This window comes from Erwinia sp. GW821-FHT03D09, assembly GCF_059420805.1.
On sequence record NZ_JBWKUK010000002.1, the window covers coordinates 244458 to 258935 of the forward strand.

Here is a 14478-nt window from a genome sequence, read left to right on the forward strand (position 1 = left end):
GCCTTTTTTTGATTTTTTATGCATATTTCATGACTATATTTTCACATTAATGCAAAGGTTAAACGGCGAGGTGGTTGATGGCAGCGGAAAAATTAGCGGTAACGCGGGCAACGTTCGATGAAGTGATTTTGCCTGTTTATGCACCAGCGCAGTTCGTTCCGGTAAAAGGAAAAGGGAGCCGCATCTGGGATCAGGAAGGGAAAGAGTACGTCGATTTCTCCGGCGGTATCGCGGTAACCGCGCTCGGTCACTGCCATCCGGCACTGGTTGAAGCACTGAAAACACAGGGTGAAACCCTGTGGCACACCAGCAATGTCTTCACCAACGAACCTGCCCTGCGCCTGGCCAGCAAGCTGATTGCTGCCACCTTCGCCGAGCGCGTGTTTTTTGCTAACTCCGGTGCAGAAGCCAACGAAGCGGCATTTAAACTGGCGCGCTATTACGCTACCCAGTGCCACAGCCCGTTTAAAAGCAAGATCATCGCCTTCCATAACGCTTTCCATGGCCGCACGCTGTTTACCGTATCCGTCGGTGGGCAACCGAAGTATTCCGACGGCTTTGGCCCTAAGCCTGCCGACATCGTCCATGTGCCGTTTAACGATCTGGCGGCGGTCAAAGCGGTGATCGACGATCACACCTGTGCCATCGTGGTAGAGCCAATCCAGGGTGAAGGCGGCGTAACGCCGGCGACTCAGGAATTTATGCAGGGTTTGCGTCAGCTGTGCGATGAGCATAATGCGCTGCTGGTACTGGATGAAGTGCAAAGCGGGATGGGCCGCAGCGGCAAACTTTTTGCCTGTGAGCACTACGGCGTGAAGCCGGATATCGTCACCACGGCGAAAGCGCTGGGCGGCGGCTTCCCGGTGAGTGCGATGCTGACCACCAATGAGATCGCGTCGGTGATGGCGCCTGGCGTGCACGGCACCACCTACGGCGGTAACCCGCTGGCCTGCGCGGTGGCGGAAGCGGCGCTGGATATTATCAATACGCCGGAGGTGCTGGACGGCGTGGCGCAGCGCCGTCAGCTGTTTGTTGATGCCCTGCAGGCGCTGGATGCCAAACTGGACCTGTTCAGCGAAATCCGTGGTATGGGGCTGCTGATCGGTGCCGCGCTTAAGCCACAGCATGCCGGCAAAGCGCGCGACATCCTGAATGCCGCAGCGGCTGAAGGGGTGATGGTGCTGGTGGCCGGTACGGACGTGATGCGCTTTGCGCCATCGCTGGTTATCGATCCCGCGGATATCACCGAAGGGATGAAGCGCTTTGCGGCGGCGGTAGAAAAAGTTTTAGGCTAGGGCGACTTGCGTAAGCGCCGGGACAGCCAGTGCCCCTGATGCGGGCGCTGGCTCCAGGCGAGCGACGAGATGGTGTGCATCGTACTGAGGTGGTCGAGAATACGTTTCACGTGCCGCTCCAGAATGGTGACCGGCCCCTGATGAAAATCTTCCGGCGCTTCCAGTACGTTGCTGTCGGTGCTGGGGCCGTCATATTCAATGCGCTGCTGGCAGCGCTGTAGCGCAATTTCGCACGATTGCAGGTAGCGCTGCGCCAGTGATTCAGTAAGCATAGTGTGCTCGCGCGCCAGAATCGTCATGGCATTAATGTGTTCGACAATAAACTGGCTGTGGGTTACCCAAAGCTGCATATCTTTCAGATAACCGGCATTAAAGTTCGGTTCCTGCATCGCCTGATGCAGCGAGTTAAACAGCGCGTTGTGGGCCTGATTGGCCCGCATCCTCTGCCAGGCCAGTTTTGCCGGTTCCTGTTCCTGCCCCAGCAAAAGCTGCAGTGCTTCCTGGTAAGCCTCCAGCGCATCGTGAGCATTCTGCCGTAACAGCCCGCTCTGCCACTGCGGCCACAGCCAGATCATCCCGCCAAAGGCAATCAGACAGCCAATCAGCGTATCCATCAGACGCGGTACCAGCAGCTGCACACCGTTGAGCGACAATAGCTGCAGCGTGAATACTGTGGTGATGGTAAAGCCGATCGTGGCCCAGCCGTAAAATTTACGGATAAACAGATTACCAATCAGCGTCAGGGCCAGCATCACCAGCAGCATTACCGATTCCGGTGCGTGCAGGCGCAGCATAACGGCGGCAATGACCAGACCTGCCAGGGTTCCCATTGCCCGGTGCTGAATGCGAACCCGCGTGGCGCCGTAGCCATTGAGGCTGACGAACATCACCGTCATTAGTATCCAGTAGGGCTTAGGCAGATTAAAAAACAGCGCCAGCGAGCTGGCAAATGCCAGCATCACGCCATAGCGCGCGGCGCTGCGCAGGCCGGGTGATTTCAACGACAGGTAGCTTTTCAGTGCCGGGATCAGCGGTAGCCGGCGCTGGCGATCCGCCATCAGATCGCGTCGATACAGCGGCCGCTGGGTGCGGAGCACACGGGCGATGCGGCTGAAATGGTAATAGCAGAAATTCCCCACCGGATTGTCTTTATTCTGCCGGGAGATTTTCTCCAGCGCCAGCAGCGGCTTATTCATGGTAAAACGTTCAGGGTAGCGATGATAGAGGATATCATCGGCCAGCACCCGCAGGCGGGAGGCAATGGTCTGCACATTCCAACGGATCACCACTTCGGCGTGGCTTTGTTCCACCAGTTTTTGCACTTCTTCCGGCTGATGCAGGCTGACGGAAATGTGCTCCTGCAGGTCCAGTGCCACCTGAAAGGCCCGCGTCAGCCGCTGATAGTGGTTATCCTGGCTGGCGGACAGCATATACATCTGCTGATAGCAGGTATTAATCAGATCCACCGCTTTTTGCTGGCGCGCCAGCAGCGGCGGGAGGGCTGTCTGCGGGTCGGTCAGCCGGGTCAGCAGCGTATATTTCGCCTCGCAGTAGTCGGCCAGCTCGCGATACAGCAGGCTCAGCGTTTCACGCATCGGCTGCTCTTTCCACAGGCGGAACCACAGCCAGTTAAACAGCCCGTACCAGATGGTACCGAGAATATAGAGCAGCGGCGGCTGCCAGAGGGGCATTCTTCCGGCCAGGCTGAGGGTAAAAATAGCGGCAATGAGCGATGCGGGCAGCAGACGGCCATGCAGTGGACTGATTTCCGCAGTGACGCCCAGTATCAGTGCCATCACCAGCATGATGATCGGCAGCGGTACGCCCTGTTCCCCGGCATACAGGATCATAAAACTACAGAATGCAAACAGGCTGCCGCCGATAATCAGGCGTTTAAAAAAGCGTTTATGGGGAGTATCAAGACCGGCGTTGTTACAGCAGGCGGGAACCAATGAAAAGAGTAGACCCTGTCGAAGATCGCCCAGCAGCCAGCCAACGGCTATTGGCAGACACAGCACCAGCGTTTGCCGCAGTGCATAGTTCACTTCAGGGTGATAGATGATTCTCCGCCACATGCCCAACACCACAGAAAAAAAGGCGCGACAATGCTGTCGCGCCACAGATCCACAACCGTTTAGCGCGTACCGTAAACCACGATAGTTTTACCGTGCGCGGAAATCAGGTTTTGATCTTCCAGCATTTTCAAAATACGCCCCACGGTTTCACGAGAACAGCCAACGATCTGGCCAATCTCCTGGCGGGTGATCTTGATCTGCATACCATCCGGGTGGGTCATGGCATCCGGCTGTTTGGCCAGATTAAGCAGGGTTTGTGCAATACGACCGGTTACATCAAGGAAGGCGAGGTTACCCACTTTCTCAGAAGTGACCTGCAGACGGCGTGCCATCTGCGAAGAAAGACGCATCAGAATGTCAGGGTTAACCTGAATCAACTGGCGGAATTTTTTGTAGGAGATTTCAGCTACTTCACAGGCACTCTTAGCGCGCACCCACGCGCTTCGCTCCTGGCCCTCTTCGAAAAGGCCCAGTTCGCCAATAAAGTCGCCCTGATTGAGGTAGGAAAGAATCATTTCTTTACCTTCTTCATCCTTGATCAGCACCGCTACTGCGCCTTTGACGATGTAGTAGAGGGTTTCTGCCTTTTCACCCTGATGGATCAGAGTGCTTTTGGATGGATATTTGTGAATATGGCAATGTGACAGGAACCATTCGAGGGTTGGGTCTGTTTGCGGTTTGCCGAGAACCATTCGCTGTTATCCTCTATTGTAATCGAGCCTAAATATACCCTTTTATCACTCAGGTTGCAGAAATGTTAACTGCTTTTTGAAATATTTTGGGTAAACAGGGACGGAATTCCCTGTCAGGCGCTTCCCATAGGAAAATCAAACGGGCAATACCATTAAGAGTCTGACTCATCCTGTTGTCCCGTTTTCACCATGCATTGCAATGCCAGAATAATAATACAGCACCGTTTGTAGCACAGCTTGACCTGGCTGTCTTGTGTTGTGTCATGTTGTCTCGCTTCAGCATAGTGCAAAATTACTACATAGTCTTTTTATTGCCGGGAAAGTGGGGCGGAAGGCCGTTGCTCGGCGACGCGCCCGTCTCACTGATTAATGTCGGTTTCATGTCTGTTTTCGCCAGCGTTACGGCAGATATCCAGGACCAGCTCCAGCAGTTGCCGCGAATGATGGGTAAGCGGGGAGTATCTGGACCACACAACGCTGTAATGCCAGGCAGATTGCAGCGGCAGGTTGAGTGCCTGCAGCGTGTGGCTGAATTCGCTAAGCAGTGGGCGGGGCATCATCATCAGGTAACCGGATTTTCGCGCCAGCTGCATGCCGTACAACAGAGAAGTCGTATGAAGCAGAGGACCAGATAACCGCTGAAAAAAAGCCTCCAGTTCCTGGCTCAAGCCGCTGCCCGCTTCATCTTCCATCAGCACCCATTTCTCATCGGCAAGTTGCTCCAGACGTTCGCAACTCCGCTGCGGATGGGTCTGACACGCTACCACGCACAGCGACACGCTGAACAGCGGTTCAATGGCCAGCCGTTCATCGGTGAAGCGAGCAGGAAGCTGAACAATAGCAAAATCCATTTCTCCGGCCACGAGTGCCGGAAGCAGACTGTGCAGTGTGCCGTCGGTTACCGTCAGCTTAGCGCAGGGAAACATTAGCCGAAACTTTTCCAGCACGGCAGGGAGTAGCATCAATCCAGGTAATGCGCTCATGGCCACTGAAAGTTGCCCCTGCTGTTGCTGAAGTGAATGGATCTCTTCCCCGGCTTTCTGTAATTCGGCAAGAATCAGGCGAGAGCGTATGGCAAACAATTCGCCGCCGGGGGTCAGAGTTATCCCTGCCGGGCCGCGCTGTAACAGCGAAGTTTGTAGAACATTCTCCAGCTCTTTTAGCGTTCTGCTGATCGCCGGCTGTGACTGCGCCAGCGCACGCGCAGCGGAGCGAATGCTTCCCTGGCGGACCACTTCCTGGAATACCCGCAACTGCTGCATTTTGGGTAAATAACGCATGTGTAGCTCTCCCCCCTGATGCCAAAAAGTTATTACCGCGGTAAAAATTTCATCTTATGTTGCCGCTGCTAATCTCTGAATATGTAAACAGTATGTTATCGAATTATGCCGCAGGTGTTGTGATAAGACTCACAGGGCGGTGTGGGAAAAACTGCTGTTAACTCACTGACCGTATTGGTAATTAGGGGTCCTTATAATGCGAAAAATAGCGCGCCTGCCGATGCTGCTGATCCTCTTTATTGGCTATGTCTTTGTCTATATAGATAAAACGGTGATCGGTTTTGCTCTGCTGCCGATCCGTCAGGAATTCCATCTCAGCACGCAGCAAGCGGGGTACATCACCGGCGCATTTTTTCTCGCCTACGCGGTGTTTCAGCTTCCGGCGGGCTGGCTTAATGACCGTATTGGCTACAAAAAGGTGCTGGTCATGGCGCTAACGTTTCTGGCCCTGTGTGCGATGTTGTTCGGCGTGCTGGGGCAAAGCCTTGCATTACTTATTGCTTTTCGATTCCTCGATGGCATTGCGCACTCCGGCTATCCCAGCGCCTGTGCCAAAGCGGTATCCACGCATTTTTCGCTGCATCAACGTACTTTTGCCCAGTCTTTTTTACTCTCGTCTTCCGGGATCGCTATGGCCGCCGGACCGCTGCTGGCGGTTTGGGCACTGTCGATTATGGGGTGGCATCACGCTTTTCTGGTGCTGGCCGTTCTGGTTTTCCTCACGGCTCTGGTGATGCTGCGATTGCCTGCGGACAGCGAACAGGAGTGCGAAGATCGCCAGCGGGTTAATGGGTGGGGCATGCTGCGTATTGTGAAGATATGGCAGATATTGCTGGCGAGTATTTGCATCAATGTTCCGGTTTACGGCCTGATGGCCTGGCTTCCTGCTTTTCTGGTGCAGCAGCGCGGTTTCACCATTGCTACCACCGGCGCGCTGATTAGCCTTGCCGGAGTGGGGACATGGCTATCATCCATGGTCAGCGGCTGGCTGGTCGGGCATTTTATGTCGGGCCGTGAGGCATGGGTGATTTTGGGCAGCGCACTGATTGCCGCAGGCGGCATGCTGGCGCTGTTTTCTGTTCACTCACCGCAGGCAACCGGTTTGGCACTGTTCGTCACGGATGCGGCATTGATTTGTGCTTTTATCACTGCATTCACGCTACCGATGAAATACTTTTCCCCTGCAGTTGTTGGTTCCGCCATCGGCCTGGTAAATGCGGGGGGCGTAACCGGTGGAGTGATTGGCCCGGTGGTGATGGGGTATTTGCTCAGTGTCACGCACGGTCATTATCAGGCCTGTTTTGTTTTTCTCATCGCGACCACGCTGGTTGCCGGACTGGTGTTATTGCCCGGTAGTCGGCACCTTTCCGCTTTTTCACCGTTACAGGAGTAACTATGAAATCTCAAACAGCGTCACTGATTAAGGACATCACCCCACGAGTGCTGCAATGGCGTCGATATATTCATGAGCATGCCGAACTCTCTTTTCATGAGCAAAAAACTGCGGATTACGTCGCCAGCGAGCTCCAGCAATGGGGTGCACTAACCCTCAGCCGTCCCACACCTAACAGCGTGCTGGCCGAGTTAAAAGGGGCTCGCCCTGGCCCCTGCATAGCGCTACGTGCTGATATGGATGCCCTGCCGATCCATGAGCTGAACCAGGAGCCTTTTACCTCGCGTAATGCGGGCGTAATGCATGCCTGTGGCCACGATGCGCATACGGCCATGCTGATGGGAGCGGCCTGGGTACTGTGTCAGCTGCAACAACAGATTGCCGGAACCGTGAGATTTATTTTTCAGCACGCGGAAGAGGTTCCGCCGGGCGGGGCACAGGAACTGGTCTCTCTGGGTGTGCTTAACGGGGTTTCGATGATTTTTGGTCTGCACGTGATGCCGGCTCTTCCTACCGGTACCGTCAGTTTCACCGAAGGTGTTTTCAGCGCGGCCAGTGATAATTTCGATCTGATTCTGCAGGGGAAAGGTTCGCATGCTGCTCTACCGCATACGGCGTGCGATCCCGTGGTGTTAGGTGCCGGGGTAGTTCAGGAGCTGCAGCAAATTGTCTCACGCAGGCTGGACCCTAACGAGGGGGCCGTACTTAGCATCGCCAGTTTTTTGGCCGATGGGGGCTACAATGTTATTCCGGATGCCGCACATCTCAGAGGAACTCTGCGTACGCTGAGTGAAAACACGCGCACTGAAATCCCCAAAATGATGGAACAGATGCTCGGCGGCATGACGGCGGCGGTTGGGGCCAGCTACAAGCTTGAATGGACAAAAGGCTATACGCTGGGCTTCAATCACCCTGATGCCTGTCGTTTTGCCGCAAAAAATGTGGTGGATACGCTGGGAGCCGACGCGTTGAAAATAATGCCGCATCCCATGTTTGGTTGTGAAGACTTTTCAGCCTACCAGCAGGTTATCCCCGGATGCTTCCTGTTGATCGGCTCGGGCAACGAAGAAAAAGGCACCTGCTGGAGCCTGCATAATCCGCACTTCCGTCTTGATGAAGATGTTCTGCCAATTGGCGTGCAGCTGCACATTGGCTTTATCCATCAGCAGCTTATGTCATAGCGACTATGACTATCCGATTAGCTGATTTTTTTCCCTTCGATCAGCCGCTTAACCAGTGGGCCCATAATCAGTTCCATCGCCAGGCCCATTTTTCCGCCCGGAATGACCAGGGTTTTAATATGGGAGATGAATGAACCCTGAATCATGGTCAGCAGATAGGGAAAATCGATATCTTCCAGCCCCTGGAAGTGAATAACCACAAAACTCTCGTCCAGTGACGGGATGCCCCGGGCGGCGAAGGGGTTGGAGGTATCCACAGTAGGGACGCGCTGGAAGTTCAGGTGGGTGCGGGAGAACTGTGGCGTGATGTAGTTGATGTAATCTTCCATTGAACGCACCACTGAATCCATCACCGCTTCACGCGAATGGCCGCGCTCGCTGGTATCGCGCACCAGCTTTTGTATCCACTCAAGGTTGACGATAGGCACCACACCGACCAGCAGATCGACGTTTTCCGCCACGTTATTCTGTGGTGTCAGTACGCCGCCGTGCAGGCCCTCATAGAACAGCACGTCGGTGGGTTCGGGCAGCGGCTGCCACGGGGTAAATGTCCCCGGCACCTGATTCCACGGCACCGCTTCATCGTAGGTGTGCAGGTATTTACGTGATTTGCCTTTGCCGGTACGTCCATACTCAATGAAGGTTTGCTCCAGCAGCCCGAAGTCGTTGGCCTCCGGGCCAAAGTAGCTGATGTGTTTACCCATATCACGCGCTTTGCGGATAGCCATATCCATCTCGGGGCGGGTAAAGCGGTGGAAGCTGTCTCCCTCGATCTCCGCTGCCCTCAGATTAAGCTGTTGGAATATTTTCCGGAAGGCAACGCTGGTGGTGGTTGTTCCTGCACCGCTGGAGCCGGTGACGGCGATAACCGGGTGTTTGGCTGACATGGTAAACAACTCCCTGAGAGATGGACGGACGGATCATTCCTAACATGTTTATCGGTGCAAAGTCATCCTCGCCGCGTGGCGAGCGGAAAAATTATCCTCAGCCGTTAAACTGCCCGCGCGGCATGATGTTGACGGTTTCATGCAGTTCCGACCACACCAGCACCGCGTCTCCGCTGGCCAGCTGGCGGCGAACGTCTTTCACCTTTTGCTCCAGCGATCGTTCCTGCTCACCGTAGTCGGTTCCCTCCCGCAGGACAAAGGATTCAATCAGGTTATCGAGCGTTTCGGGGTCGAGATCTTTCCAGGGAATAATCATCAGGGTTCCAGCCAGGTTGAAAGCCATTGCGGTATACGCTGTTCCAGCCACATTTGCGGCTGGCGCAGCGTACCGCCTACAAAACCAACGTGTCCACCGTAGCGGGTCAGCTGATACTCAATATTGGGCGGCAGCAGGGCCGGATCGGGGATCACCTCAGCAGTCATAAAGGGATCGTCCAGCGCATGAATGATCAACAGCGGCTTACTGACGCCCGGCAGCAGCGGCAGACCGCTACAGCGGCGATAGTAGTCGGTCGCGTCGGCAAAGCCGTGGGCTCTGGCGGTAATCGCATCATCAAAGGCGCGAAGCTTTTTTAGCGCCCGCAGCTGTGGCAGCTCTACGGGCAGCGTGCCGGGCCAGGCCATCAGCTTGCGCGTGGCGTTCTGCTTGAGCAGATTGAGCAGGTAGCGCTGGTAGACACGGGAAAAACCCTGCTCCAGCCGCTGGCTGCAGGGTTCCAGCATCAGCGGAGCGGAAACGACCACGCCCGCATCCAGCAGGCAGTTCTCGCCCTGTTGTCCCATCAGACAGGCCAGCATATTACCGCCGAGAGAGACGCCGACGGCCGCAGTAGGAACCTGTCCCCACTCATCGCGCAGCCACTGCAGGAAGTAGCTGGCATCGCCGGTCTCCCCGGAGTGATAGATGCGGTTCAGGCGATTCGGTTCACCGCTACAGCCGCGAAAATGCATCACCACGCCCAGCCAGCCTCGCTTTTTCCACGCCTGCAGCAGGCCGTGCGCGTAGGGGCTGTTAAAGCTGCCTTCCAGGCCATGAAACAGGACCACGCGAGGTTTATGCCGTGCCTGCGCCGGGTCTTCACTCCAGGCGAGATCGACGAAATCACTATCCGGCAGGATTAAGCGCTGCCAGTGTGGTTGCAGGGTAATGCGACGTCGCACCAGCCGCGGCAGCAAGGTTTGCAGATGAGGGTTACGACCTCCGCGTAGAGGCCTGAAAGATTTGTCATCCAGGTGACTGAAAATCATTGGTTCAGAGCTTGTAGTATCCATAACTCGCTGTTAGCTTCTTCGGGTTGTTTATTTCTTCAGGGGTGGGGAGCACCCGTTCTATGGAACTGAGCCTGTTTCTGTCTATGTTAGGTTTTCTCTGGGTCGCCGCCATCACACCTGGCCCTAATAATATGTTACTCACCGCCTCCGGTGCCAACTTTGGTTTCTGGCGATCGCTGGCCCTGCTGGTTGGCATTATGCTCGGCATGCAGATCATGCTGCTGATGGTGGCGTTTGGTATCGGCGGGTTAATTCTGCTCTATCCCTCCCTGCATCTGTTTATGAAGATTGCCGGTAGCCTCTATCTGCTGTGGCTGGCATGGAAAATCGGCACAGCAAAATATGAGAAGCTGGAGACCGGTGACGGCCCGGCTGCCCCGATGCCGTTCTGGCAGGGTGGTTTGCTGCAGCTGATTAATCCTAAAGCCTGGCTGATGGTGCTGGGGGCGGTGGCCAGCTTCAGCCTGGCCGGAAAGGGTTACCTTGGCTCCGTCGTCGCCATCAGTATTGCGCTGGCAATCGTGAACTTCGCGTCGGCGGTGATCTGGCTGGGCTTCGGTACGCTGATTGGCCGTATCCTGCGCAGCCGTCGGGCATGGACGATTTTCAACGTGTTCATGGGGCTGCTGACCGCCGCCTGCGTGTTGTTGATTTGGCACTAATCTCCGGGGCGTGTTCGGCACGCCCTGATATTTCATTTCCCTGATTTAAATCCCGCTCTCTGACGCCACGTAATGGCTGCAACTTGCAGACCATCAATCAGCCTATGTGCGCTTTCCGGCAAACTTTTGCGTAAAAATTACTAAGTACACTTAGGTATAAAAAAGAATTTTTAATTACTTTATTGCGATAGTCGCGCCCGGTTACAAAGGAGATGTTCACCGATAACAACAATACTGGAGCGGGCTATGGCGGGTAAATTTACGGTTTCACTTCTGGCAGCAGCACTGGGGCTGGCAGCACTTAACGCACAGGCGGTGGACGTCACCGTCGCTTATCAGACATCCGCAGAGCCGGCGAAAGTCGCGCAGGCCGACGGTACCTTCGCCAAAGAGAGCGGGGCGAAGGTGGACTGGCGCAAATTCGACAGCGGCGCCAGTGTAGTCAGGGCACTGGCTTCCGGCGACGTACAGATTGGTAACCTCGGTTCCAGCCCGCTCGCCGTCGCGGCCAGCCAGGGCGTGCCGATTGAAGTCTTCCTGCTGGCATCTCAGCTCGGTAACTCCGAAGCGCTGGTAGTGAAAAAGAACATCAAAGATCCGAAGGACCTGATTGGTAAACGCATCGCCGTGCCGTTTATCTCCACGACGCACTACAGCCTGCTGGCCTCGCTGAAACACTGGGGCATCAAGCCGGGTCAGGTACAAATCATTAACCTGCAGCCGCCGGCGATTATTGCTGCCTGGCAGCGCGGAGATATTGACGGTGCTTACGTGTGGTCACCGGCGGTTAACCAGCTGGAAAAAGACGGCACCGTACTGACCGATTCCTCACAGGTGGGGAAATGGGGTGCACCGACTCTCGACGTTTGGGTGGTGCGTAAGGACTTCGCCGAGAAGCATCCTGACGTAGTGACCGCCTTCGCCCGCAGCGCACTGGCCCCGCAAAAAGCCTATATCGATAATCCGGAGGCCTGGCTGAAGCAGGATGACAACCTGAGCAAGCTGTCGCGCCTGAGCGGTGTACCAACCGAAGATGTTCCGGTGCTGGTCAAGGGGAATACCTATCTGACCGCACAACAGCAGGTACAGGAGCTGAACGGCCCGGTGAATAAGGCGATCGTGGATACCGCTAACTTCCTGAAAGAACAGGGAAAGGTACCGCAGGTGGCCAGCGACTACAGCAGTTTCGTTACCGATCGTTTTGTTAAACCGCTGACACAATAAGCGAGGTAAAGCCGATGCTGTCCGTCTCTCATCTCAGTGCCCGCTATCAAAATCAGCTGGCGCTCCAGGATATTAATCTGTCGATCGACAGCGGTGAACTGCTGGTGGTGCTGGGGCCATCCGGCTGTGGCAAAACGACGCTGCTGAACCTGATTGCCGGATTCATCCCGGCCGAGAGCGGCAGCATCACGCTGGACGGTAAGCCGGTCAACGGGCCGGGTGCCGATCGCGGTGTGGTATTTCAAAACGAAGGGCTGCTGCCCTGGCGTAACGTGCTGGATAACGTTGCCTTCGGCCTGCAGCTGGCCGGGGTAGAAAAAAATGAGCGGCGGGAAATCGCCCGCCAGATGCTGAAAAAAGTGGGCCTGGCGGGCGCGGAACGACGATTTATCTGGCAGCTTTCCGGCGGGATGCGTCAGCGAGTGGGGATCGCCCGCGCGCTGGCGGCCGATCCGCGCCTGCTGCTGCTGGATGAGCCTTTCGGCGCACTGGATGCGTTTACCCGCGAACAGATGCAGGAGCTGCTGCTGACGCTCTGGCGGGACAGCGGCAAGCAAATCCTGTTGATTACCCACGATATTGAAGAGGCGGTATTCCTCGCCAGCGAGCTGGTGCTGTTGTCGCCTGGCCCTGGCCGCATTGTTGAACGCCTTGCGCTGGATTTCGGCCGCCGCTACGTCAACGGCGAACCGTGCCGGTCAATTAAATCCGACCCGGCGTTTATTGAACGTCGTGAATATGTCCTTAGCCGGGTATTCCATCAGCGCGAGGTTTTGGTATGAGCTCACTGATTAATGAAAAAAGCACGCCGCGTCGCTGGCGTTTGCGCTGGCCGCTGTCGCGCCAGCTGACGTTGAGTAGCGCCACGCTGGTTGCGGTAGTGGCCTTGTGGTGGCTGGTGACCGCACTACAGCTGGTGACGCCGCTGTTCCTGCCGCCGCCGCAGCAGGTATTGCAGAAGTTGCTTACTATCGCCGGTCCGACCGGATTTATGGATGCCACCCTGTGGCAGCACCTGGGAGCCAGCCTGACGCGTATTCTGATTGCGCTGCTGGCTGCGGTGGTGATTGGCGTGCCGGTGGGCATTTTTATGGGGCTGAATGAGACGGTACGCGGCATTCTCGATCCGCTGATTGAGCTTTACCGCCCGGTACCGCCGCTGGCCTATCTGCCGCTGATGGTGATCTGGTTTGGTATTGGCGAAACCTCGAAAATTTTACTGATTTATCTGGCGATATTTGCCCCGGTGGCGATGTCTGCGCTGGCCGGGGTGAAGAGCGCTCAGCAGGTGCGTCTGCGCGCCGCACGTTCCCTGGGCGCCAGCCGCTGGCAGGTTCTGTGGTTTGTTGTTTTGCCCGGTGCGCTGCCGGAAATTCTCACCGGTTTACGCATCGGTCTGGGCGTTGGCTGGTCAACCCTGGTGGCGGCCGAGCTGATTGCGGCCACGCGCGGCCTTGGTTTTATGGTGCAATCCGCGGGGGAATTCCTCGCTACTGACGTGGTGCTGGCAGGCATTGCGGTGATTGCCCTGATTGCTTTTGCACTTGAGCTGGGGCTGCGTGCCTTAGAGCGTCGTTTAACCCCGTGGCACGGAGCACAGTCATGAACGAACGTATTACTATTCAACCGCTTGGGCCGTATATCGGTGCTCAGGTCAGCAATCTGGATTTACGCCTACCGCTCAGCGATGGCCAGTTTGAACAGCTTTACCATGCGCTGATCCGCCATCAGGTACTGTTCCTGCGCGATCAGCCGATAACGCCGCAGCAGCAGCGAGCGTTGGCCGCGCGCTTCGGCGATCTGCATATTCACCCGGTCTACCCACATGCCCCCGGCGTGGAGGAAGTTATCGTGCTGGATACCCACGACGATAATCCACCGGATAACGATAACTGGCATACCGATGTCACCTTTATCGAGATGCCGCCTGCCGGTGCCATTCTTGCTGCGAAGCACCTGCCGGAAACCGGCGGCGATACGCTGTGGGCCAGCGGAATTGCCGCCTGGGATGCGCTGTCCGAGCCGCTACAGCAGCTGCTAAGCGGGCTGCTGGCGGAACATGACTTTAAGAAATCGTTCCAGGAGTACAAATATCACGGTAGCGAAGAGGAACATCAGCGCTGGCAGCAGGCGGTCGCGAAGAATCCACCGCTGCTGCATCCAGTGGTGCGTACTCATCCGGTCAGCGGCAAGCAGGCGTTGTTTGTTAACGAAGGCTTCACCACGCGTATTGTCGGTATCAAGGAGAAAGAGAGCGATGCGCTGCTGCGCTTCCTGTTCGCCCATATCACTAAACCGGAGTTCCAGGTGCGCTGGCGCTGGCAGGTTGGGGATGTGGCCATCTGGGATAACCGGGTAACCCAACACTATGCGAATGCGGATTATCTGCCGCAGCGGCGCATTATGCACCGCGCGACGATCCTCGGGGATAAGCCGTTTTATCGCGCTGAATAACAT

Annotated in this window: 14 protein-coding genes; 8 read left to right on the plus strand and 6 right to left on the minus strand. The window is 56.1% G+C overall.

Features of this window, described 5'->3' with window-relative positions:
• The first annotated feature begins 77 nt into the window (after positions 1-77).
• Positions 78-1295, plus strand: coding sequence for a bifunctional acetylornithine/succinyldiaminopimelate transaminase (gene argD / locus AC07U6_RS02840; RefSeq protein ID WP_494761293.1), 1218 nt, complete (start codon positions 78-80; stop codon positions 1293-1295).
• On the opposite strand, the gene AC07U6_RS02845 is transcribed toward argD, so the two are convergent.
• From AC07U6_RS02845 to AC07U6_RS02855, 3 genes are all read right to left on the minus strand, one after another.
• Complete coding sequence (locus AC07U6_RS02845; RefSeq protein ID WP_494761294.1) at positions 1292-3370, minus strand: YccS/YhfK family putative transporter; 2079 nt, start codon at positions 3368-3370, stop codon at positions 1292-1294. The genes argD and AC07U6_RS02845 overlap by 4 nt on opposite strands.
• A 59-nt stretch (positions 3371-3429) precedes the next feature.
• Positions 3430-4062: a cAMP-activated global transcriptional regulator CRP gene (gene crp, locus AC07U6_RS02850; protein ID WP_048917664.1), complete on the minus strand. Its 633-nt coding sequence runs from the start codon at positions 4060-4062 to the stop codon at positions 3430-3432.
• Positions 4063-4421: 359 nt separating this feature from the next.
• Positions 4422-5342, minus strand: coding sequence for a LysR substrate-binding domain-containing protein (locus AC07U6_RS02855; RefSeq protein ID WP_494761295.1), 921 nt, complete (start codon positions 5340-5342; stop codon positions 4422-4424).
• Positions 5343-5538: 196 nt separating this feature from the next.
• Between AC07U6_RS02855 and AC07U6_RS02860 the strand changes: the two genes are divergently transcribed.
• On the plus strand, positions 5539-6735 hold the full coding sequence (locus tag AC07U6_RS02860) for an MFS transporter (protein WP_494761296.1): 1197 nt from the start codon (positions 5539-5541) through the stop codon (positions 6733-6735).
• Between the two features lie 2 nt (positions 6736-6737).
• On the plus strand, positions 6738-7916 hold the full coding sequence (locus AC07U6_RS02865) for an amidohydrolase (RefSeq protein WP_494761297.1): 1179 nt from the start codon (positions 6738-6740) through the stop codon (positions 7914-7916).
• 17 nt (positions 7917-7933) lie between these two features.
• Here AC07U6_RS02865 and AC07U6_RS02870 read toward each other — a convergent pair whose 3' ends face one another.
• The 3 genes from AC07U6_RS02870 to AC07U6_RS02880 all read right to left on the minus strand — a co-directional run bounded on the left by AC07U6_RS02870 (position 7934) and on the right by AC07U6_RS02880 (position 10135).
• Positions 7934-8803 (minus strand): phosphoribulokinase, encoded by an 870-nt coding sequence (locus AC07U6_RS02870; RefSeq protein ID WP_494761298.1) that lies wholly within the window; start codon positions 8801-8803, stop codon positions 7934-7936.
• A 97-nt stretch (positions 8804-8900) separates the two neighbouring features.
• Positions 8901-9119, minus strand: coding sequence for a YheU family protein (locus tag AC07U6_RS02875; RefSeq protein WP_494761299.1), 219 nt, complete (start codon positions 9117-9119; stop codon positions 8901-8903).
• The gene (locus AC07U6_RS02880) at positions 9119-10135 is read right to left on the minus strand and encodes a hydrolase (protein WP_494761300.1); all 1017 of its coding nucleotides are present in this window, start codon (positions 10133-10135) and stop codon (positions 9119-9121) included. Before AC07U6_RS02880 ends, AC07U6_RS02875 begins: the two co-directional genes overlap by 1 nt.
• A 59-nt stretch (positions 10136-10194) precedes the next feature.
• On the opposite strand from AC07U6_RS02880, the gene AC07U6_RS02885 reads away from it, so the two are divergent.
• The 5 genes from AC07U6_RS02885 to tauD all read left to right on the plus strand — a co-directional run bounded on the left by AC07U6_RS02885 (position 10195) and on the right by tauD (position 14475).
• Positions 10195-10797 (plus strand): LysE family translocator, encoded by a 603-nt coding sequence (locus AC07U6_RS02885; protein WP_105594021.1) that lies wholly within the window; start codon positions 10195-10197, stop codon positions 10795-10797.
• Positions 10798-11043: 246 nt separating this feature from the next.
• Positions 11044-12021 carry a taurine ABC transporter substrate-binding protein gene (tauA, locus tag AC07U6_RS02890; protein ID WP_494761301.1) on the plus strand — a complete coding sequence of 326 codons (978 nt, stop codon included), beginning with the start codon at positions 11044-11046 and terminating at the stop codon, positions 12019-12021.
• 14 nt (positions 12022-12035) lie between these two features.
• Positions 12036-12803: a taurine ABC transporter ATP-binding subunit gene (tauB, locus tag AC07U6_RS02895; RefSeq protein ID WP_494761302.1), complete on the plus strand. Its 768-nt coding sequence runs from the start codon at positions 12036-12038 to the stop codon at positions 12801-12803.
• Positions 12800-13627 (plus strand): taurine ABC transporter permease TauC, encoded by an 828-nt coding sequence (gene tauC / locus AC07U6_RS02900; protein ID WP_494761303.1) that lies wholly within the window; start codon positions 12800-12802, stop codon positions 13625-13627. The genes tauB and tauC overlap by 4 nt, the downstream gene beginning before the upstream one ends.
• Positions 13624-14475: a taurine dioxygenase gene (gene tauD, locus AC07U6_RS02905; RefSeq protein WP_494761304.1), complete on the plus strand. Its 852-nt coding sequence runs from the start codon at positions 13624-13626 to the stop codon at positions 14473-14475. Before tauC ends, tauD begins: the two co-directional genes overlap by 4 nt.
• Positions 14476-14478 lie beyond the last annotated feature (3 nt).

Bases quoted from the DNA above. Each gene is read 5' to 3' on its own strand.
- tauA (WP_494761301.1), top strand. From the start codon at position 11,044: ATGGCGGGTAAATTTACGGTTTCACTTCTGGCAGCAGCACTGGGGCTG.
- AC07U6_RS02860 (WP_494761296.1), top strand. From the start codon at position 5,539: ATGCGAAAAATAGCGCGCCTGCCGATGCTGCTGATCCTCTTTATTGGC.
- AC07U6_RS02870 (WP_494761298.1), bottom strand. From the start codon at position 8,803: ATGTCAGCCAAACACCCGGTTATCGCCGTCACCGGCTCCAGCGGTGCA.
- tauC (WP_494761303.1), top strand. From the start codon at position 12,800: ATGAGCTCACTGATTAATGAAAAAAGCACGCCGCGTCGCTGGCGTTTG.
- tauD (WP_494761304.1), top strand. From the start codon at position 13,624: ATGAACGAACGTATTACTATTCAACCGCTTGGGCCGTATATCGGTGCT.
- AC07U6_RS02855 (WP_494761295.1), bottom strand. From the start codon at position 5,342: ATGCGTTATTTACCCAAAATGCAGCAGTTGCGGGTATTCCAGGAAGTG.
- AC07U6_RS02880 (WP_494761300.1), bottom strand. From the start codon at position 10,135: ATGGATACTACAAGCTCTGAACCAATGATTTTCAGTCACCTGGATGAC.
- AC07U6_RS02875 (WP_494761299.1), bottom strand. From the start codon at position 9,119: ATGATTATTCCCTGGAAAGATCTCGACCCCGAAACGCTCGATAACCTG.
- AC07U6_RS02845 (WP_494761294.1), bottom strand. From the start codon at position 3,370: ATGTGGCGGAGAATCATCTATCACCCTGAAGTGAACTATGCACTGCGG.
- AC07U6_RS02885 (WP_105594021.1), top strand. From the start codon at position 10,195: ATGGAACTGAGCCTGTTTCTGTCTATGTTAGGTTTTCTCTGGGTCGCC.
- argD (WP_494761293.1), top strand. From the start codon at position 78: ATGGCAGCGGAAAAATTAGCGGTAACGCGGGCAACGTTCGATGAAGTG.
- AC07U6_RS02865 (WP_494761297.1), top strand. From the start codon at position 6,738: ATGAAATCTCAAACAGCGTCACTGATTAAGGACATCACCCCACGAGTG.
- tauB (WP_494761302.1), top strand. From the start codon at position 12,036: ATGCTGTCCGTCTCTCATCTCAGTGCCCGCTATCAAAATCAGCTGGCG.
- crp (WP_048917664.1), bottom strand. From the start codon at position 4,062: ATGGTTCTCGGCAAACCGCAAACAGACCCAACCCTCGAATGGTTCCTG.